Source organism: Synechococcus sp. H70.2 (assembly GCF_047462275.1).
In the GTDB taxonomy this organism is placed as follows: domain Bacteria; phylum Cyanobacteriota; class Cyanobacteriia; order Thermostichales; family Thermostichaceae; genus Thermostichus.
The window spans coordinates 1-19,910 of the sequence record NZ_JANSIU010000001.1 but is presented as its reverse complement, the minus strand read 5'-3'; the positions used below and the strand labels follow the sequence as shown (position 1 = coordinate 19,910).

At 59.8% G+C, this 19,910-nt stretch carries 16 protein-coding genes, 1 tRNA gene and 2 pseudogenes; 14 read left to right on the top strand and 5 right to left on the bottom strand.

Features of this window, described 5'->3' with window-relative positions; all coding sequences use genetic code 11:
* Positions 1–28: 28 nt before the first annotated feature.
* A complete protein-coding gene (locus NW822_RS00095) occupies positions 29–313 on the bottom strand; it encodes a hypothetical protein (protein WP_414403107.1) in 285 nt (94 codons plus the stop codon).
* A gap of 403 nt (positions 314–716) precedes the next feature.
* Here NW822_RS00095 and NW822_RS00090 point away from each other — a divergent pair, with 403 nt between their 5' ends.
* From NW822_RS00090 to NW822_RS00080, 3 genes are read left to right on the top strand one after another with little or no spacing between them, the layout of a single operon-like run.
* Positions 717–3,230, top strand: coding sequence for a DUF3656 domain-containing U32 family peptidase (locus tag NW822_RS00090; RefSeq protein WP_414403106.1), 2,514 nt, complete (start codon positions 717–719; stop codon positions 3,228–3,230).
* Positions 3,231–3,281: 51 nt separating this feature from the next.
* A complete protein-coding gene (locus NW822_RS00085) occupies positions 3,282–3,995 on the top strand; it encodes a polysaccharide deacetylase family protein (protein ID WP_414403105.1) in 714 nt (237 codons plus the stop codon).
* A gap of 31 nt (positions 3,996–4,026) precedes the next feature.
* On the top strand, positions 4,027–4,779 hold the full coding sequence (locus NW822_RS00080; RefSeq protein ID WP_414403104.1) for a PspA/IM30 family protein: 753 nt from the start codon (positions 4,027–4,029) through the stop codon (positions 4,777–4,779).
* A 60-nt stretch (positions 4,780–4,839) separates the two neighbouring features.
* Here the strand turns inward: NW822_RS00080 and secA are convergent, their stop codons facing one another.
* Complete coding sequence (gene secA / locus NW822_RS00075; RefSeq protein WP_414403362.1) at positions 4,840–7,695, bottom strand: preprotein translocase subunit SecA; 2,856 nt, start codon at positions 7,693–7,695, stop codon at positions 4,840–4,842.
* Between the two features lie 150 nt (positions 7,696–7,845).
* Here secA and NW822_RS00070 point away from each other — a divergent pair, with 150 nt between their 5' ends.
* The 5 genes and pseudogenes from NW822_RS00070 (at position 7,846) to NW822_RS00050 (ending at position 14,170) form a co-directional block, all read left to right on the top strand.
* The gene (locus tag NW822_RS00070; RefSeq protein ID WP_414403103.1) at positions 7,846–8,178 is read left to right on the top strand and encodes a TatA/E family twin arginine-targeting protein translocase; all 333 of its coding nucleotides are present in this window, start codon (positions 7,846–7,848) and stop codon (positions 8,176–8,178) included.
* 124 nt (positions 8,179–8,302) lie between these two features.
* Positions 8,303–9,046 (top strand): annotated as a pseudogene (locus tag NW822_RS00065) (formyltetrahydrofolate deformylase); the annotation flags it as partial.
* Between the two features lie 101 nt (positions 9,047–9,147).
* Entirely contained in the window at positions 9,148–10,608 is a 1,461-nt protein-coding gene (gene ftsY, locus NW822_RS00060) for a signal recognition particle-docking protein FtsY (protein ID WP_414403102.1), read from the top strand.
* Between the two features lie 11 nt (positions 10,609–10,619).
* Positions 10,620–12,227, top strand: a complete 1,608-nt coding sequence (locus NW822_RS00055) for a DUF2254 family protein (RefSeq protein ID WP_414403101.1) — start codon at positions 10,620–10,622, stop codon at positions 12,225–12,227.
* A 260-nt stretch (positions 12,228–12,487) separates the two neighbouring features.
* Positions 12,488–14,170 carry an ArnT family glycosyltransferase gene (locus NW822_RS00050; protein ID WP_414403100.1) on the top strand — a complete coding sequence of 561 codons (1,683 nt, stop codon included), beginning with the start codon at positions 12,488–12,490 and terminating at the stop codon, positions 14,168–14,170.
* A 169-nt stretch (positions 14,171–14,339) separates the two neighbouring features.
* On the opposite strand, the gene NW822_RS00045 is transcribed toward NW822_RS00050, so the two are convergent.
* Positions 14,340–14,419 (bottom strand) — tRNA-Leu (locus NW822_RS00045).
* A gap of 191 nt (positions 14,420–14,610) precedes the next feature.
* On the opposite strand from NW822_RS00045, the gene NW822_RS00040 reads away from it, so the two are divergent.
* Positions 14,611–14,862: a hypothetical protein gene (locus NW822_RS00040; protein WP_414359631.1), complete on the top strand. Its 252-nt coding sequence runs from the start codon at positions 14,611–14,613 to the stop codon at positions 14,860–14,862.
* 197 nt (positions 14,863–15,059) lie between these two features.
* On the top strand, positions 15,060–15,617 hold the full coding sequence (locus NW822_RS00035; RefSeq protein ID WP_414403099.1) for a carboxymuconolactone decarboxylase family protein: 558 nt from the start codon (positions 15,060–15,062) through the stop codon (positions 15,615–15,617).
* A gap of 67 nt (positions 15,618–15,684) precedes the next feature.
* Here the strand turns inward: NW822_RS00035 and NW822_RS00030 are convergent, their stop codons facing one another.
* Positions 15,685–15,990, bottom strand: coding sequence for a DUF3288 family protein (locus tag NW822_RS00030; RefSeq protein ID WP_414359633.1), 306 nt, complete (start codon positions 15,988–15,990; stop codon positions 15,685–15,687).
* 152 nt (positions 15,991–16,142) lie between these two features.
* Between NW822_RS00030 and NW822_RS00025 the strand changes: the two genes are divergently transcribed.
* From NW822_RS00025 to ndhI, 4 genes are read left to right on the top strand one after another with little or no spacing between them, the layout of a single operon-like run.
* Positions 16,143–17,327, top strand: a complete 1,185-nt coding sequence (locus NW822_RS00025; protein WP_414360059.1) for an NAD(P)H-quinone oxidoreductase subunit H — start codon at positions 16,143–16,145, stop codon at positions 17,325–17,327.
* A gap of 30 nt (positions 17,328–17,357) precedes the next feature.
* Positions 17,358–17,561 (top strand): hypothetical protein, encoded by a 204-nt coding sequence (locus NW822_RS00020; protein ID WP_414359634.1) that lies wholly within the window; start codon positions 17,358–17,360, stop codon positions 17,559–17,561.
* A 53-nt stretch (positions 17,562–17,614) separates the two neighbouring features.
* Positions 17,615–18,736, top strand: a complete 1,122-nt coding sequence (nuoH, locus tag NW822_RS00015) for an NADH-quinone oxidoreductase subunit NuoH (RefSeq protein WP_414403098.1) — start codon at positions 17,615–17,617, stop codon at positions 18,734–18,736.
* A gap of 29 nt (positions 18,737–18,765) precedes the next feature.
* On the top strand, positions 18,766–19,389 hold the full coding sequence (ndhI, locus tag NW822_RS00010) for an NAD(P)H-quinone oxidoreductase subunit I (RefSeq protein WP_414359637.1): 624 nt from the start codon (positions 18,766–18,768) through the stop codon (positions 19,387–19,389).
* 112 nt (positions 19,390–19,501) lie between these two features.
* Here ndhI and NW822_RS00005 read toward each other — a convergent pair.
* Positions 19,502–19,910: pseudogene (locus NW822_RS00005) on the bottom strand (right-handed parallel beta-helix repeat-containing protein); the annotation flags it as partial.

Below are 19,910 nucleotides of genomic sequence, written 5' to 3'. Positions count from 1 at the left end.
CTATCTTCTCACATCCAAACTCTTTAAGCTAGAGATGGCATTCTTCTAGCTCTCTTCCTCCTCTGCCCCCCTTCCGCTGCGCTGGGCGGTGGGGGGAGCCGTCGTCCCGGCCAGCGCAGGGGTTGCCTTCTGGCACTCCATTCCGCCTGAGGGCCAGATCCGCGTCCATACCCAAAGGCTCCTGCAAGCTATCGAAGGGCGGGACTGGGCCCAGGTGGAGAACTTGGTGGCTGAGAGCTACCGCGATGGTTGGGGCTTGGATAAACAGCAGGCCCTGGCCTACAGCCGTGAGATCTTCAGCCAATTTTGGCATCTGCGTCTCCAGCCCCAAGCAATCCAGGTGCAGCCTGAACCAAGGGTCCCCATCCTCAGGGCCAGGCCACCTTCTGATTTGTGATCGAGGAAGCGGGCGGCCCCCTGGCCAACTGGACGCGGGAGCAGCCCTTCCTGTTGCACTGGCGGCGGCATCCCTATCGCTGGGAGCTGACGCGGCTGGAAAACCCAGCCTTGGATCTGCCCCCTCCTTTCCCTCAAAAGCAGCCAGGCCCCCTCGCAGGACCTGCTACTGCCCAAAAGCCAGGGCTAGGGCAGGGAGTTCCTTATAGGCGGAAGGTAGCAGCCACCCAGCTAGGGGAGCAAAGAGCCAGGGGGATCCTTCCTGGGGGTTTTTGATTTTGAATTAGGAAAGGATCCCTTGTTCTGGCAGGTTTTTTCCTATGACACCTGTTGCAAGAGATGGGGGGCCAATCGGTGGCCGCGGAGACCGGTCTTTGCCAACTCGGCTGCCCCTACTGCTGGCACCGGCAGGGGATTGGGAGTGTGCCAAGGCGGCTGTGGAAAACGGCGCCGATGCCATCTATTTTGGACTGGAACGGTTCAACGCTCGCCTGCGCGCCCGTAACTTCACAGAGGCGGATTTACCGGAGCTGATGGCCTGGCTGCACCAGCGCGGGGTACGGGGCTATGTAACCTTGAATACTTTGGTCTTCCCAGAGGAGCTGGAGGAGGCGGAACGGTACATCCGCGCCATGACGGCAGCAGGGGTAGACGCCGTCATTGTGCAGGATGTTGGCATTGCGCGGCTGGTTCGGCATCTTTCTCCTGATCTCCCCCTCCACGCCTCGACGCAGATGACCATTACCAGTGGGGTGGGAGCTGAGTTTGCCGCCGAGCTGGGCTGTGAGGTGGTGGTGCTGGCGCGGGAGTGTTCCCTCAAGGAAATAGCCAAGATCCGCGCTCATCTGGAGGAGAAGGGATCCCCCATTGCTTTGGAGGTCTTCGTGCATGGGTCTTTGTGCGTGGCCTATTCGGGGCAATGTCTAACCAGCGAGGCCCTGGGGAGACGCTCGGCCAACCGCGGGGAGTGTGCCCAGGCTTGCCGCCTGCCCTATGAGTTGGTAGTGGACGGGATCCGGCGTGATCTCGGGGAGAAGCGGTATCTGCTTAGCCCCCAGGATCTGGCGGGGTTGGAGGTGCTGCCGGAGCTGGTCAAGCTAGGGATCCACTGCCTGAAAATTGAGGGCCGCCTGAAATCGCCGGAATATGTAGCCAATGTAACGCGCATCTATCGGCGGGCCTTAGACGCCTTGGGGGCAGGGCAGGCGTGGCAGCCCTCAGCTCAGGAGTGGTATGAGCTGGAGATGAGCTTTTCCCGCGGGCTGTATACCGGCTGGCTGCGGGGTATTAACAACCAAGAGCTGGTGCATGCCCGTTTTGGCAAAAAGCGGGGAGTTTATCTAGGACAGGTGGTGAGGATCCAAGGGGAGCAGGTGGGGGTGCGCCTAGAGGCCCCCCTCAAGGTAGGGGATGGTGTGGTGTTTGACCAGGGGGAGCCGGAGCTGCCGGAGCAGGGGGGGCGAGTCTACCGTGTGCAAGAGCAGCAGGGGTTGGCCTGGCTTAGCTTTGCTCCGGGGGCAATTGACTGCAAACGCCTACGGGTGGGGGATCGCCTCTGGAAAACCAGTGACCCAGAGCTGGAGAAACGCCTGCGCCAGAGCTACGCCGGGGATCAGCCCCGCTTCCGACGCCCCGTTCACCTGGAAGTCCACGGCCAGGCCGGCCTGCCCCTGACGCTGATTTTGCGCGACGAAGAGGGCCACGTGGTGCAGGTGGACTCCCCCGTGCCCTTGCAGCCTGCCTATCGGCAGCCCCTCACCGACGAGAAGCTGCAGCAGCAACTGGGCCGGCTGGGGGGCACGCCCTTTCGCCTGGGATCCCTGCACAATGCCCTGAAGGGGAAAGTGATGCTGCCGGTGAGCGTCCTCAACCAAATGCGGCGCCAAGCCGTGGAGCAGCTGCAGGCGCTGCGAGCTCGACCCCGCCGCTGGCACCTGAACCCTAACGCCCGCTGGCAGGACCTGCTGCCCCCCCCAGAGCAAGCCGAGCCGGGATCGCCCCAGCTTGTGGTGCTGGTGCGGGAGCCGGAGCAGTTGCTGGCAGTGATTGCCTGCGGCATCCGCCAGATCTACCTAGAGTTGGAGGATCCCCGCCGCTACCGGGAAGTTATCCGCGCTACCAAAGCTGCCCACCCCGAGGTGGAGCTGTGGGTGGCCCCGCCCCGCATTACCAAGCCGGGAGAAAGCTGGATCCTCAAACAGGTGTTGGCAGCAGGAGCCGATGGCTATCTGGTGCGCAACTACGACCACCTGCGCTTTTTTGCCAACCAGCGCTGCATCGGCGATTTTTCCTTGAACGTGGCTAACCCCATCACCGCCCACTATTTCAAAAGCCGCTACCCCTTGGAGCGCCTGACGGCCTCCTATGACCTCAACCACGAGCAACTGGGATCCCTGCTGCAAGCTGGCCCCGCCCACTGGTACGAGGTTACCATCCACCAGCACATGCCCCTGTTTCACATGGAGCACTGCGTCTTCTGCGCCTTTTTGTCGAGCGGCACGGATTACACCAATTGTGGCCGCCCCTGCGAAAAACACGAGGTAAAGCTAAGGGACAGGGCTAATGTTGAGCACATTTTGAAAGCTGACGCTGGCTGCCGCAACACCCTCTACAATGGCAAAGCCCAAACTGGGGCCGAATATGTGCAAAAACTGCTGGATCTGGGGCTGCGCTATCTGCGCATCGAGTTCCTCCAGGAGTCTCCTGCGGAGATCCAACAAACTCTGCGTTGTTACCAGCAACTCCTTCAGGGCCAGATGAGTGGCTCTCAACTGTGGCGCCAGCTGAAGCTCCACAGCCAGCTAGGGGTAACACGCGGTTCTCTGGAAAGTTGACAAGGGACGGCGCGGCCAAGCGCAACCCAAAAAGTGACGGGATCCCGGCCCATGCTCTTTTCGCCGCCGCAGATGCTCCCCCCCGCCCTCTACCCCCTCCTGCACCGGAGCCTGAAGACTCTTTTCCCGGAGGCTCTCTGGGAGCTGCCCCCGCATCCTAAGAAGCAGCAGGTGGCCCTTACCTTTGACGACGGCCCCCACCCGCAGCACACGCCAGCTCTGTTGCAGGTTTTACAGGAGTTTCAGGTGCCGGCCACCTTCTTTGTGTTGGGGGAACGGGTGCAGCGCTGGCCTCACCTGGTGCGGCAAATTCGCCAACAGGGTCATGGCATTGGTCTGCACGGCTGGCAGCACCGCTCCTTTACCCAGCTCAGCCGCAGCGAATTGCATAGCAGCTTGCGGCGCAGCCAAGCCGCCCTGGTGGCTGCCTGCGGTGGGATCCCAGAAGAATATCGGGCTGTGCGCCCCCCTAACGGCCTGTTTTGGCCGCAGACACTGGTGGAGCTGCATCGCTGGGGATTTTTTCCAGTGATGTGGACCGTGGTGCCCGAAGATTGGCTAGAGCCGCCGGTTGCAGTGGTGGTGGAGCGAGTGCTGGCCCAAGTGCGGCCTGGCTCTCTGATTGTGCTCCACGACGGCGTCCAGGGGGGATCCCAGGTGGCCGAGGTCGTGTGCTGCTTAATTCCAGCTCTGCGGGAGCGAGGGTTAGACTTTGTCCGTCTGCCCTACACCGGTATCTTCCCAGTTCCAGAAGAAATTGAATAAAGTGAAGTCAGCTATTGGCAAGGGGCAAGCTATGGGCGTGCGCAAGCTTATCTACGGCATTTTTGGTCAGCGGGCCGGTAGCCTCATCGTCGGCACGTGGAACTGGCTGTGGGGGCTCCCAGTGGAAAAAGGCGGTGCAGAGGCAGTGGCGGTGGCCGAAGAATCGCTGCGAACCATGCAGGAGACCGTGCAGCGGCTTACTGAAGCCGTCGCCACCCAGGTAGCTGCCTACCAGCGGGCCGAGCAAAAGTACATGCAAAAGGTGCGGGAGTACCAAGCGCTGGAGAACAAGGCTCGCCTGGCCATGCAGCGGGGAGATCAGGAGGCCGCTCGCCTAGCTATGGCCCAAGCCCTGCGCATTGAGGCGGCTCTTGGCCCGCTCAAAGAACAAGTGGAAACTGCTGAGCGCTATGTCAAGGCTGCCAAGGAAAAGCTGGCCCGAGAAAAAGAGCGGCTGGCTATCTACAAGAGCGAGCTGAGCAACCTCAAGGACATCTACGAGGTGAACAAAGCTATTGAGCAGATGAGCCGCGTTAACAACGCCTACAGCATCGACTCGGCTAAGTCCCAATTTGAGGCGGCCAAAAACGCCATCCAAGCACGCCAGCTCAAGGCTCAAGCCCTCAGCGAGCTCTCCGAGGATCGCAGCGAGCAACTTGCCGCCCAACTTGACGAAATGGCCCTCGAGGACGAGATCTCCCGCCGCCTAGCCCTGCTCACTGGCCAAGGGAGCAGCTCCGCCAATCTCCCCTTGCCGGATTTGGACTTTGAAAAGCAGCCTTGATCCCCTGCCTAGATGCAGTCTGTCTCCCGTTGAAGAAAGACTGAGGTTACGTGGCATTGCCTACTCGTGGGTAAAATCGGCCTCTACCACCTGGCCTGTATCGGAACCGGTGGCCACTGCTTGCACGGGTGCTGCCTGGGGCATCTGGACAATTTGAGGGGTAAAGACAAATAGGTTGTACACCGTGTTGCGGCGGATATTGTCCAGCATCTCGAGGAAGAGTTCGTAGCCCTCGTTCTTGTATTCGATGAGGGGATCCCGTTGGCCATAACCGCGCAGGCCCACCGCTTCCCGCAGGGCCTCCATCTGCTGCAGGTGCTCCCGCCAGAGGGTATCCACCTGCTGCAGCAGGAAGAAGCGCTCCGCCTTCCGCATCAGGCCTGGCTCAAACGTATCCAAGAAAGCCTCCTTGGCCTCGTAGGCCAGCTCCGCCTGTTTAATCAGGTAGTCGAGAATTTCCTGGTAGGAGAGATCTCGTAAGTCCTCGACCTTGAGGTTTTCCTTGAGCAGGGGGATGAACTCCTGCATCTTGGCGGTTAGCTTGTCAATTTCCCACTCTTCTGGGGGCAGCTCAGGGTTGACGTGGGCCTGCACGATCTCCTCAACGGTCTTGCGCACGTAGTCGAGGATCTTGGTTTTGAGGTTCTCCCCTTCCAGGATGCGTCGCCGCTCCGAGTAGATAGCCCGCCGCTGGTTGTTGAGAACCTCGTCATACTCGAATACCTGTTTGCGCAGGTCAAAGTAGTACACTTCCACCTTGCGCTGGGCATTCTCCAAGCTCTTCGACAGGAGGGGGTGCTCAATGGGCATGTCTTCATCTACCCGGAACAGGTCCATGAGCTTGGCCACCCGCTCGCCGCCGAAGATCTTGAGCAGGTTGTCCTCCAGGCTGAGGAAAAAGCGCGAGGAGCCGGGGTCTCCTTGCCGTCCAGCGCGGCCCCGCAGCTGGTTGTCAATCCGTCGGGATTCGTGGCGCTCCGTACCAATGACATGCAAGCCCCCCAGCCGCACCACCTCCTCGTGCTCGGCCTCCGTGACCTTTTCGTACTCGGCCTTGATGCTGTTGTAGACCTCCCGCAGTTGCAAAATCAGTGGATCCTGCACGGGTGCCTTCTCCGAGGCCACTGCGATGAGATCTTCCACCACCAGCTCCGGCAGGCGGTTTAAGCCGTACTTGGCCACTGCAGCCGCCACCACCTCGTCCAGGGCCTGGCTAGTGCGGGGTGACAGCTCACAGGGGTAAAAGTTGGGAGAGACCACCGTCCAGGATTTTTTCGGCTTGGGTGAGGCTGAGCCAAACCCCTGACCGCCGCCGCGGCTCACTAGGGGGACAGATCCCAGGGGGTCGTCGGGATCCAGCTGCGCCAGTTTGGGCATTAGCCGTTCCCGTAGCTTGAGGCGGGCCATGTATTCCGCGTTGCCACCCAGGATGATGTCCGTGCCCCGCCCAGCCATATTAGTAGCAATGGTTACAGCACCTTTGCGCCCCGCCTGGGCAATGATCTCCGCCTCCCGCTCCACGTTCTCCGGCTTGGCGTTGAGGAGGTTGTGGGGGATCCCCCTTTCCTTAAGCATGGCTGAGAGGCGTTCGGATTTTTCCACGCTGGTGGTTCCCACCAAAACAGGGCGCCCCTGGGCGTGCATGTAGGCAATTTCCTCAACCACCGCCTTCCACTTAGCGTTTTCGGTTTTGTACACCAGGTCAGGGGCATCTATGCGGCGAATGGGTCGGTTAGTGGGGATAACAGTAACTTCGAGGTTGTAGGTTTTGACAAACTCCGCCTCCTCCGTGCGAGCAGTGCCCGTCATGCCGGCAAGCTTGGGATAGAGGCGGAAGAGGTTTTGGTAGGTGATGGTGGCCAGAGTTTGGCTCTCGCTTTGAATGGGCACCCCCTCTTTGGCTTCAATGGCCTGGTGCAGTCCATCTGACCAGCGGCGGCCGGGGAGCACCCGTCCTGTGAACTCGTCCACAATCACTACCTCTTGGTTGCGGACGATGTAGTGGACATCTCGGATAAAGAGCTCCTTGGCCTTCACAGCGTTAAAGATAAAGTGCGCCCAGGGATCCTTGGGATCAAACAGATCGGAGACCCCCAGTAAGCGCTCAGCAGCTTCAAAACCTTCGTCGGTGAGGATGATATTGCGGGCTTTTTCATCCACCTCGTAGTGCTCGTCCCGGATCAACTCCCGCGCCACCTGGGCCGCCTTGAGGTACTTTTCGGAGGGACGGGCCATCTGGCCAGAGATAATCAAGGGGGTGCGCGCCTCGTCGATGAGGATGGAGTCCACCTCGTCGATGATGCAGTAGTTAAAGGGCCGCTGCATCACCTCTCTGATGTCGGTGGCCATGTTGTCCCGCAGGTAGTCAAAGCCCAACTCGCTGTTGGTGCAGTAGGTAATGTCGCAGTGGTAGCTGCGCCGCTTCTCGGCGGTGGACATGCCCTCTTGCACCAGGCCAACCGTCAGGCCCAGGAAGCGGTGCACCTGGCCCATCCACTCCGAATCCCGCCGGGCCAAATAGCCGTTGACAGTTACGATGTGAACCCCCTTCCCGGTTAAGCCGTTTAGGTAGGCAGGTAGGGTGGCAACTAGGGTTTTTCCCTCCCCCGTTTTCATCTCGGCAATTTGGCCCTCATGCAGCACCATGCCGCCAATGAGCTGTACGTCGTAGTGGCGCAAGTTGAGAACCCGCTTGGCCGCCTCCCGCACCACCGCAAACGCCTCGGGCAGGAGCTCGTCGAGGGACTCTCCTCTGTCTAGGCGCTGGCGAAACTCGGTGGTCTTGGCCCTCAGCTCTGCATCGGAAAGGGAGGCAATCTCAATCTCCAGCGAGTTGATTAGCTTGACAGTAGGCAGGTACTTGCGGATCTTGCGTTCGTTGGGATCCCCGAAGAGTTTCTGGAGGGCTTGGAGCATGGGCGAGCCTAGGCCAATAGAACGGGTATAGCGCAATTTTATCATTCCCCTTCCATTGACTTGGGCGGCTAGAACTCTGGCAGGAGGGAGGTGCTTGCGGCCAAGGGCAAAAAGATGTCAGGCTAGGGAAGCGAAGGGATCCTACGGCCTATGAATTTTTTGGGCATTGGGCTGCCAGAAATGCTGGTTATCTTTGCAGTGGCCCTCTTGGTGTTTGGGCCGCGCAAGCTGCCAGAGGTGGGTCGTGCCCTAGCTAAAACCTTGCGCAGCCTACAGGATGCTGCTAGAGAGTTTGAGGCGCAGTTAACTCAGGAAGCCCAGGAGCTGGAAAAAGCTGCCCGCGCCTCTGCTTCCCAGACAGCAGCTGCAGCTTCACCCAAAACCAACCCCGTCGCCACCGCCGAGGCAGCTGCAAAACCGGTAGCTGCGGCAGAGCCTGGGGCCGCTGCAGACAACAACCCGCCGACCGCAGATGCTGCCTAGCTTCCTCGCTTCGGCCTGGAGATCCCCTGCCTTTTTGGACAGGGGCGGCCATACTTCGTTCCAGGGATTGAGGCTGCTGTCCCGCTTGCTCTTGTTCAAATCCTAGGGTAAAAGGGCTGACTTTATGCCCACGGCCACTTTGTTGGTCTCTTGTCCCGATCAAAAAGGGCTGGTAGCCAAGCTCTCCAACTTCATCTACAGCTACGACGGCCTTCACGCCGACCACCCCACGGATCTCGAGCCAGGGCTGTTCCTGAGCCGCCTCGAGTGGGATTTGGAGGGCTTTCGGCTGGAACGATCTCCGGCATTGCCCGCGGCATCCAGGCCAACTGGGAGCTGCATTTTTCCGACACCCGCCGGCGCATTGCGGTGTGGGCCAGCAAGCAGCCCCACTGTCTGTTGGATTTGATCTGGCGGCAGAAGGCTGGGGAGCTGCCGGCGGAGAAGCAACCACCCCAACTTGGAGCCGCTGGCCCGCTCCTTCGGCATCGATGTTTCTCCGGAGAACAAGGCCGAGCATGCTGCAGGAGTATCGCGTTGACTTGGTGGTGCTGGCCAAATACCTGCAGGTCTTGAGTGGGTGGCTGCTCCGCCAGGCGCCGCCGGTGATCAACCTGCCTGCTTTTGCCGGCGCCAACCCCTACCCGCGTGCCCACCAGCGGGGCGTCAAGATCATTAGCGCTACTGCCCACGGAGCTGGACGGGGGCCAATCATCGATCAGGAGTGGTGCGGGTGAGTCACCGCAACACGGTAGCCGACCTCATTCGCAAGGGCCGCGACATGGAGCGCCTAGTCCTGGCCCGGGCCGTGCGCTATCACCTGGAAAATCGCGTGCTGGTCTACCCCAACAAGCCGGTGGTGTTGCTTAGGGGAGCTGCGCCGTTCCAAGGGATCCCTTCCTCAGCAGGGCGGCGCTCCAGAAAGAGATCTGCTCTGCCAAACTGGAAAGCAAGAGTAGAGGTGGGATTATGGCCTTCGATTGGTTTCGCCGTCGCTACACCGACTCCAAGGGTGGAGCAGAATCCTCTCCCCAAGACCCTGAGTTGGCGGCCCCCCCAGCGCCAGAGCCGGCAGCTATGTCGCCAGAGGACTACTTGGCCTTTGCCAAGGCTGCCTATGCCAACCTAAAGGCGCGGGCTGCAGCCCAAGCCACTCAAGCAGAGGTTGTCTCCCCAGCCGCCCCAGCGCCAGAATCGCCTGCAAGCAAGGGATCCCAGCCCTCTGCCCCAGAGGCGGCAGCAACTGAGGCGGTCTCTCCCACCTCGCCCCCTGTCCAGCCGGCTGCTGCACCTTCCTTTTTTGATCTGGCTCCTCGCGCTGCCGAGCGCCTGCAGGCCCTTGCAGCTACTGCCATGGAGGAGCCGGAGCCAGAAGGTGTAGCTGCGGTAGCCCCTCCTCCTGCCCCAGCGCCGCAGTCAGCCGCAGAAGAGCTGGTTTTCGACGAGGGCTTTCGCTGGTCAGCCGAGATCCTGGCGGCCCAAGGGCGCAAACCCGAAGAGATCTCCATAGAAGAGATCTCCTGGCTGCAAAAGCTGCGGCGAAGTCTAGGCAAAACCCGCCTTAACCTCATCAACCAGCTAAAAGCCTTAGTGGGCCGCGGCCCTCTCGACCAGGATGCCGTCGAGGAAATTGAGGCAATGTTGCTGCAGGCGGATGTGGGGGTTGAGGCCACTGAGCAGATCATTCAGGCCCTGCAAAGACGCCTGCGCGAAGAGGTAGTACCCCCAGAGGAGGCGGTGAAGTACCTCAAGCAGCAGCTGCGGCAGATGCTGACAGTGGGGGATCCCACCTTTGCGCCGCAGCGGGGCACGCTCAACATTTGGCTGATCGTAGGCGTGAATGGGGTGGGCAAGACCACCACCATTGGCAAAATTGCCCATGTGGCCCGCGAGTCTGGCTACCAGTGTCTAATTGCTGCTGCCGATACCTTCCGCGCTGCCGCTGTCGAGCAGCTCAAGATCTGGGCGGAACGCGCTGGGGTGGAGGTGATCGCCAACCCGTCCCCCAATGCCGATCCGGCGGCGGTGGTGTTTGATGCCATTACAGCCGCCAAGGCCAGAGGCACCGAGTTGCTGCTGGTGGATACAGCAGGCCGGCTACAAAACAAGAAAAACCTGATGGAGGAGCTGGCCAAGATCCGCCGCATCATCGACAAGAAAGCGCCTGAGGCCAAGGTGGAAAGCCTCTTAGTTTTGGATGCCACCCAAGGGCAAAACGGCCTGCGCCAGGCCCAGGTGTTTGCCGAAGTGGCCAAGCTAACCGGCGTCATCCTCACCAAGCTCGACAGCACCGCCAAGGGGGGGATTGCCCTGGCCATTACCCAGCAGATGCACTTGCCTATCCGCTTTATTGGTGCCGGCGAGGGGCTAGAGGATCTGCGACCTTTTTCCAGCTATGAGTTTGTGGAAGCTCTTCTAAGCGAGTATTGAACCCCCTGGCCATGCGTCGCCGTCAACTTCTGCCCTGGAGCGCTGCAGTGGTGGCGGCTGGACTGTTGTGGGCTTGGGGCGGATCCCACTGGCTCCAGGCGGGCATGGAGCTGACGCTGGCCAGGCCAATTCAAGATCCAGGAGCACTGCAGGAATTTGTTGCCACCTTGGCCCAGGTGCTGTCGGGGGTGCTGGGCTTCACCCTCTCGGTGGTGGCGATTGTGGTGCAGTTGAGCGCGGACCGCTTTACCCCCAAGGTCACCGAGCTATTTTTGCGCGAGAAGGTCAACTTCTACCTGTTCTTTTTTCTCATCCTGGCCAATGTGGTCAGTTTGTGGAGCTCGATGGCCCTTGGTTTCTTCGACAATCCAAGACTGCTGATCGGGCTTAATTTACTGCTGGGCACGGCCTCGTTTTTGCTACTGATCCCCTACTTTCGCTTTGTGTTTCACTTCCTGCAGCCAACTTCGATTGTCCGCCGCATCAAACAGCAGGCACAGCAAGCGATTCTCAGATCCCTGGCTTCCCGGCCTGCCCAGTTCCTACTTGCCAGACGACCCTCTGCGCCAGAGCCTTACTCGACAGCCCAGCAGCGCTGCCTGGCGGCTCTAGATGAGATCAAAACCATCGCCACCAGTGCTCTGCATCAGCAGGAGGGGGTTATCCTTCTAGAGGCCTTGGATAGCCTGAAGGCCCTGTGGCTATTCTATGCCGAGCACAAGGCGCACCTGCCCTGCTCCTGGTTTCTCCTGACCCCCGCGCTGCGGCGGGATCCCGACTTTGCCTCGGTGGATGAGCGGCTATTGAGCCAGATCGAGGCGGAGGGATCCTGGCTGGAGCTGAAGATCCTGCGGCAGTATCAGGCTCTGTTTGCCGAGGGGCTAAATGGCATGCGCCAGGTGAGCACCCTGGTAGCTATCCACACACGGGATCTGGGGATCCGGGCTCTGCAAAGCCAACAGCTTCGGCTGGTGGAGTGGGTAATCAAGTTTTTCAACACCTACCTACGGGCCGTCATCAACGCACGAGATATCCGCAGCGGCTACAACCTGCTCAAGCAGTACCGTCTGCTGGCCGAGGCTGCTTTGCGCCAGCGGCAGCCGGCATTGGTTTTGCAGATAGTCAGCCATTTTCGCTACTACAGCCTGGTGGCCTACAAGGCCGGCCTCTTTTTCCTCTGCGAAACCTTTGGCTTTGACCTGGGCGTTTTGGCCCAACTGAGCTGTGCGCTGCAAGCGGAAACAACAGAGGCCATCCTGCAGGTCTTGTTGCGCCTAGATCAAGACCCGGAAAGCGAGCAGCAGGAAGCCACCCTACGCGGGATCCGCAAAACCCAAGTCCGCTTGGCAGCCTATTTCCTCAGTTGTGGCCGGGAGGATTGGGCGAGGCTGATCTATCAGGACATGCAGCACGAGCCCTTGGCCCGCCTTCAGATCATCCGCCAGGAGCTCCTCTCTACGGTGGCAGAGTTTTGGGAATTTACCGACCGGGGGGAGAACTTCTACTACCTGGAGCCTGCCCTGCAACCCTATGCCGAGCAGTTTTTTGACTGGTTTCAGGGACTGACCTCACTGGTAGATGGGCTAGAGAGTACCTCTGGATCCCTGGAGCTTCCGTGAGCTACCCGCGCTTATGCCGACCCAGAGAAGGTGGGGGCTTAAGGGTTCTGTTCCGCTGGCGAGTCGGCAAGCCAATCACGGCTGGTTTACCCACAGACCCACAAGTGCCCTCACCTTCGCAGCGTTAAAGTCTGCGTCTTTTTGCTAGCCTCAACCGGCATTACCGACAGAGGACAGGGCTCCTACGGATTTTGGCTGGAAAAAGGCCAGATCTCCTTCGGTAGCGTCTAGTCTGGTTAGAGCTGCCACTTGCTGCCGTCATGCGTCCTTCCGGCAACCCCAACCGTCTAAGCAGTACTTCTTTTGTCCAGTTTCGCCGCGACCCAAACCTGCTGTCCTTTTGGGGCCTGAGCCTGTTGATCACGGGCCTGGCGGTGCCCCTGTTTGTGCTTTCGGGGGCGGATCCCAGCTTGGCTGGCTGTGACGAGAGCTTTTATGCCCAGATGGCCCGCGAGCTGCTGCGGGGAGGCAACTGGCTGGGGCCAACTTTTCTGGGGGAGCCCTTTTTTGAAAAACCTCCCCTGCTTACCTGGAGTGTGGCCCTCAGCTTTGCCCTCTACGGCGTAAACGAGTGGGCGGCGCGGCTGCCCGGGATCCTAGCGGCTCTGCTTTCTATTCCCCTCATTGGCTGGATTGGGCGGGCCTTTTTGCCAACCCGGGCAGCCCTGCTGGGCATGGCGGTTTTACCCCTCTGCTACCTCTGGGTGCAGCAGGGACGGCTGGTGGGGCAGGACGTGCCCCTAACCTGCCTAGAGCTCTTGGGGATCCTGGCCCTAGTCAACGGCAGCCGCGGCCACCGGCGCTGGTTTTGGTTGGTGGGGGTAGCCTTTGGGCTGGGCCTCTTGATGAAGAGTGCCATGATCCTGCTGCCGGGGGTTGCTTTGATCCCCTACCTGTGGCAGCAGCGGCGGCATTGGCTGGGATCCAGCTCTTTTTGGCTGGGGATGTTGCTGGGCCTGGGGATCTTTGGGCTCTGGCTGGTGCCGGCTATGGGGGTGTATGGCGCAAAGGTGCTGGCCACCTTGGTGGGGAAGGTATGGGATCTGGGGCGAGAACCCTTCCATGCCGATGCCACCGGCTGGTACTACTTTTGGCACCTCCCGCTCCACGGCTTTCCTTGGACGGTTTTGGCCTTGGTAGGAGGCTGGCTGCTGCTGCGGCAAAAGCCGGGATCCACCCTGCTGGTTTGGTCTTTCCCCCTGCTGTTGCTTTTGCTCTTGCAGCTCTACCCCACCAAAACGCCCTACTACACGGTACAGCTCTATCCCTGGCTGGCTCTCCTGGCAGGAGTGGCCCTGGATCAAGCTCTGCCGTTTCCGCTCCGCACCGGCTCGGTGGCAACAGCGGGACGAGGTTCTTTGCGGGACAGGCCCCACCTGGCCCAGGTGCTCTCCTGGGGGCTGGCGGCGGTGGGGACCCTGCTTTTGGGTTTGGGAGTGGCCGTCAGGCGGGATGTCGAGGGATTGGAGCTGCTCCAACCCCACGCCTGGTCGTTGGTGGCCATTGGTCTGTTGTATCTGCTCTTGCCGGCAATCTGGAGCTGGCGGCGGGTGCTGCACTATGCTGGTGAACTTTGGGTGGGTACGCTCCTAGCTGCCAGCATCCTCACCATGGTCAGCATTGTTCTGCGGCCTGACTTTGGCAATTTCAATCCCGCCTTCGCTCAGATGGACTGGAAACAGATGCTGGGCTCTGCCGACCCCGATTTTCCCGTGGTAGACATTGGCCGCAGCGGCCTGCCGGATGTCTGTCAAGCCCAGGCCCTCGCCTTCTACACCCCTAACCCCGGGCGATGGGTGGATAACCAGGCCCTACGGGCAGGGGAACATGGGGATTACCTCTGGGTCTCCCCTGTCCAAGCTCAGCAGCTATCGCTCCAGGAGCTGGGGCTACAGCCTTTGGCTGAGGTGGAGGGCTGGCAACTGGTGCGCCGTTCGAGTTAAGCCAGCGGCAAGCTTTCCCCCTCTCCCTAGCGAAATCACAAGCTGCTGGGCTGACGTTTAACCGAAACAGCCCAGGCAACCTAGAGAAGGATCCCGTCAACTTTTCTTCCTTCCCCCTCGTGGCGAGGGCAGCCGCTTCCCAAGGGCCGAAGCCAGAGACGCTTTGCTATGGGCAAGGTCGGATTCGAACCGACACGGTTTCCCGCCGCATTTTGAGTGCGGTGCGTCTACCAGTTCCGCCACTCGCCCAGCTGGATCCATTATCGTATCGTACTGAAGGGACAGAGCCCCGTCAACTTTGCTGCCCCAAGCTGTCCGATAGGGGATCCCCGCCGATGTTGGTTAGTCTGACTCCGGCCAAGCCCCCGCAATCTGCCCGATACTCGGCACTCTTTTGGGGCATTCTAGATCTAGAACTAGCGATTTGCAAGGGACCCCCCATGATCCGACTTTTGGTGGCTGCTGCCGTGGTGCTGGTGGGCTTTCTGCTGGTCAACCGCCTCTACCGCAATCCGCTGAGCTCGGAGCCGAGGCCGGAACAGGCCAGCCCCGAGGCCGCCCAGCAAGGGATCCCTCAGGGAGGGCCACTGCAGATCTACCAGTCGCGGGAACAGCTTCAGCAAACCCTCAACCAAGGGGCCACGGCCACGCAGCAGCAGGTGGAGGCCCTCGAGCAGTCCTTGGGGAATTGAGTGGGGGCTTGCAAACAGGGCTGCCGTCCGGCTTGACGGTGGGGCCGGGAAAGCCCGCACCCTCAGAAGGCTTGAAGCTTACTCCTCAGTGGGAGGAGGGATCCCCAAGAAAGCAGCCAGAGCAGCGAAGGGAAGGCTTGGGCAGATTCCCCAAACGCGCTAAAGTCGAGAATGCTGCAATTTTAGATAGATCCTCCATGCGGATCCCTCCTGTTCCCCCAGAAAAAGCCGATAAGCAACTGCAGAAGGTTTACGAAAGCCTGGAGAAAACCTACGGCACTGCCCTCAACCCGCTACAGGTGATGGCCCATAAGCCGCAACTGATGCGGGCAGTGATGAACCTTTACGGGGCGCTGCACACGGAAAACCCCAACCTGCCCGCGGAGCTGAAAGAACTGGTTAGCATCCGCATTGCCCAGATCAACGGCTGCCGTCACTACTGCGTGCCCTACCACACCCTGCAGGCCCAAAAGTACGGCGTCTCGCCGGCCAAAATTGCAGCGGTAGCCCAGGCCCGCACCAGCCCCCTTTACACCGAGGCGGAAAAGCTGGCCATTGAGTACGCCGAGCGGATGACTGTGCCTAGTATGGTGGTAACCGACAGCTTCTTTGCCCGTCTCAAAGCCATTTGGTCGGACGAGGATCTGGTGGAGCTCTCGGCCTGGATTGGCTTTATGAACTTCTGGACCAAGGTCATCGCTGCTTTGGATGTGCCCTTGGATCCCATCTTTGCCGAGCAACTTCGTGCTTCCTAGCCAACAGCCAGTGGCCGGAACCCCCCATCTTGCTGGGAGAAAGGCAAGCAAGGCTCCCAACCCTGCCCTAAGCCCAGTCATCCCGTGTGCTGAAGCTGTGGCCATACACCTGGCCGCGAGCGTGGATCTGGCGGGTGCGGGCAAATAACTCTTCTTCACTTAGGCCCCACTGTTCCAGGATCTGATCCAAATCCCGCTGCAGATCCCAGGCACCGGGGAAGCCGCAGTAACGGATGCGCAGACGGGCTACTTCCGCCAGGGCCCAGTCGGAGGGAGGGTTGGCCATCAGCTCATTGAGGAGAGCTCGATCGGTATGGTATTGCGGATGTTGCTGCTCACCTCGAGAGAAGCCATCGGCAGGGGAACCGGTCATCGCCCTTCCTCCTTTTTTTCCTACTCTAGCCAAGCTCAATGGCGAGGATTGGGATCCTTGATGTCTACAGCCACCGAGAAAAAGTAGGAAAGCCGCTATACTGCAAGTGTTGCAGAGTATAAACCTGAGCTGCGGAGGTGGCGGCCATGCCCATGCCCATGATCGAGACCCGTACTGATCGGATGCTGCTCAACTTTGGGCCCCACCACCCCTCTATGCACGGGGTCTTGCGCTTGCTGGTTACCCTTGATGGCGAAAACATCGTCGACTGCGAGCCCGTGATTGGCTACCTGCACCGCGGCATGGAAAAAATTGCCGAAAACCGCACCGTGGTGCAATATCTGCCCTACGTCTCCCGCTGGGACTATGGGGCCGGCATGTTTAACGAGGCCATTACTGTCAACGCCGTCGAGAAGCTGGCCGGGATCAGCGTGCCCAAGCGGGCCAGCTACCTGCGGGTGATTATGCTAGAGCTGACCCGCATTATCAACCACCTACTCTGGTTTGGCCCCTTCTTGGCAGACTTGGGTGCCCAAACCCCCTTCCTCTACGCCATGCGGGATCGGGAGTGGATCTTGGACCTCTTTGAAGCCGTCACCGGCATGCGCCTCATCAACAACAACTACTTCCGCGTTGGGGGCGTAGCGGTGGATTTGCCCTACGGCTGGACGGAAAAGTGCCTCGATTTTTGCGAGTACTTCCTGCCCAAAGTGGATGAGTACGAGCGTCTGGTCACCGACAACCCCATCTTCCGCCGCCGCCTGGAAGGGGTGGGCGTTATCTCCAAGCAGGACGCCATCAACTGGGGCCTCTCGGGGCCGATGCTGCGCGCCTGCGGCGTCAACTGGGATCTGCGCAAGGTAGATCACTACGAGTGCTACGACGACTTCGACTGGGAGGTGGCGGTTTACCCCGAAGGAGACTGCCTAGCCCGCTACCGGGTGCGCATGAAGGAGATGCGCGAGTCCTGCAAAATTGTCCAGCAGGCAGTGAAGGCCCTGCCCGGCGGTCCCTTTGAAAATCTGGAGGCCAAGCGCATGCTGGAGGGGCCGAAGTCAGAGTGGAACCAACTGGACTATCAGTTCATTAGCAAAAAGCCCTCGGCCAACTTCAAGATCCCCAAAGGGGAAGCCTACGTGCGAGTGGAGAGCGCCAAAGGGGAACTGGGCATTTACATTGTTGGCGACGACAGCGTCTGTCCTTGGCGCTGGAAAATTCGTCCGCCTGGCTTTGTTAACTTGCAAGTTTTGCCTCAGCTGGTTCGGGGCATGAAGGTGGCCGATATGATTGCTATTTTGGGCAGCATCGACATCATCATGGGGGAGGTGGATCGCTAAAATACTGCTAGGAAAGCGAGGACAAAGGCGATGGCCTGGGCGATCCTGGTTCTGCCGCTTCTGATCGTTGTAACTATTGCTGCAATTATCGGCCCCAAGCAGTGGGCCAAGTACCAAGAAGAAAGGCGTCGCCGTGCTGAGCAGCTCTCCGATGCCCGCCTCCAGGCCATCATTGAGCAGGAGCTACGCCGCCGCTACCGTCCTCCCCAGTCGGATCTCAACAATAAGACCTAGTCAGGGATCTAGGGTTTTTTGAGCCCACTGTCTTTAGGAAGCTACTTCACTCCATGACCACTACTGGTATTGACTTACAGCGCAGCTTTGAGACCGCCTTGCAAAACTTGGGGCTGAGTCCAGGCGCTGCCCACGCTCTGTGGATACCTCTGCCCATGTTACTCATGGTCATCGCTGCCACCCTGGGGGTGATGGTCATGACCTGGTTGGAGCGCAAAATCTCGGCGGCAGCCCAACAGCGAATTGGCCCCAACATGGCCGGCCCCCAGGGGGTACTGATCCCGATTGCTGATGGCATCAAGCTGCTGACGAAGGAGGATGTGCTGCCCAGCCTGGCTGACCCGGTTTTGTTCACCCTGGGGCCGATCCTGGTTTTCTTACCGGTCTTTTTGTGCTACCTGGTGGTTCCCTTTGGCCAGAACCTGTTGATCTCCAACATTGCCATTGGCGTCTTTTTCCTAATCGCCACCTCCAGCGTGCAGCCCATCGGCTTGTTGATGTCCGGCTACGGCTCCAACAACAAGTACTCTCTGCTGGGGGGGCTGCGGGCGGCAGCTCAGTCAATTAGCTACGAGCTGCCCCTGGCCCTGTCGGTGCTGGCAGTGGTGCTGATGAGCAACGGCCTAGACACCGTGGGGATTGTGGAGCAGCAAAGCGGGCTGGGGATCCTCAGTTGGAATGTCTGGCGGCAGCCGATTGGCTTTGTCATTTTCTTGATCGCGGCCCTGGCAGAAACGGAGCGGATCCCGTTCGACCTGCCGGAGGCAGAGGAAGAGCTGGTGGCTGGCTACCACACCGAGTACTCCGGCATCAAGTTTGCCCTGTTTTACCTAGGCTCCTACGCCAACTTGCTGCTGGCTTCCCTGATGGCGGCGGTGTTGTACCTGGGTGGCTGGTCGTTTGTGGTGCCGGTGGAGATGATCGCCGCCTGGCTTGGGATCCCGTTGGACAACCCCTTTTTGCAGATTGGCGCGGCGGTCTTAGGGATTCTCATGACGATGGTCAAGGCTTTTATCTTTGTGTTCTTGGCCATCCTCCTGCGCTGGACAGTGCCGCGGGTGCGCATTGACCAACTGTTGGACTTGGGGTGGAAATTTCTGCTGCCTGTCTCGTTTGTGAACTTGCTGTTGACGGCAGCCTTGAAACTTGCCTTCCCCGCCTTTTTCGGGGGTTGAATGAGAGTACAAGAGAGAGGAAAGCGACTATGACTTTTCTAAAGCGAGTTGGCGAATACGTAAGCGACGCTTTCAAAGCAGCCAAGTACATCGGCCAGGGAATGGGGGTGGTTTTCGACCACATGAACCGCCGGCCCGTAACTGTTCAGTACCCCTTTGAGAAATTGATCCCCTCCGAGCGCTTTCGGGGACGCATTCATTTCGAGTTCGATAAGTGCATTGCCTGCGAGATCTGTGTTCGGGTTTGCCCCATCGACCTGCCGGTGGTGGACTGGGTCTACAACACCGAGCTGAAGAAAAAAGAACTCTATAGCTACAGCATTGATTTTGGAGTGTGTATTTTCTGTGCCAATTGCGTCGAGTTTTGCCCCACCAATTGCCTCTCGGTTACCGAAGATTATGAGCTAGCCACCTACGACCGCCACGAACTGAACTACCACCAGGTGGCGCTGGGCCGTCTGCCTTCCAAGGTCACGGAAGATCCGATGGTGACGCCGCTGCGGGAGTTTGCCTACTTGCCCAAGGGGGTGATCGATCCCCATGAGCTGCCTGCCGGATCCCAGCGGGCTGGCAAGCGACCGGAGGAGATTCTGGCGGAGATGAAAGCAGCTAAGGAAAAAGAAGCAAAAGCTGCTACAGAACAGCCCGCCTAGCAGGAGCAGTCAAGTCATAACCAGTCTCTGTGAACAAGAAAATACCTGACCGCTACTCATCTTCACCCTAAACGGCAGCCATCGCGCCAGCAGGCCAAAGGCCCTGTCTAGGCTAGTTTACTGAGATAGCTGGACCGAAGTTGAAGTAGGTAGTGCTGCCAGGATTGGTGGTGTTGTCAAAGATGTTCAGCGTCGTCCCGCCCACTGTGATTGGCTGTGGCGAGGGGATGGCGGGCGTTATCCGGATCTGGCCACCGAAGGGGATGGTGAAGGGCTCAGGGAAGGTGGCCACGTTGCCTGCCACTGAGGTGGAGGTGGCGATGACCGTGCCGTCGGCCAGGCGGATGGTGACTATCGCGTCGGCAGGCAGCCCCGGAATGGTGACCTGCAGGCCTGCAGGACTTGGAGTTGGTGTCGGCGTAGGCGTGGGTGTGGGCGTGGGCGTAGGTGGAGGTGTCAGTGTCGGTGCCGGGGGAACTGTGGGTGTGGGTGTTGGCGTGGGCGTTGGCAGGGTGTCGGCG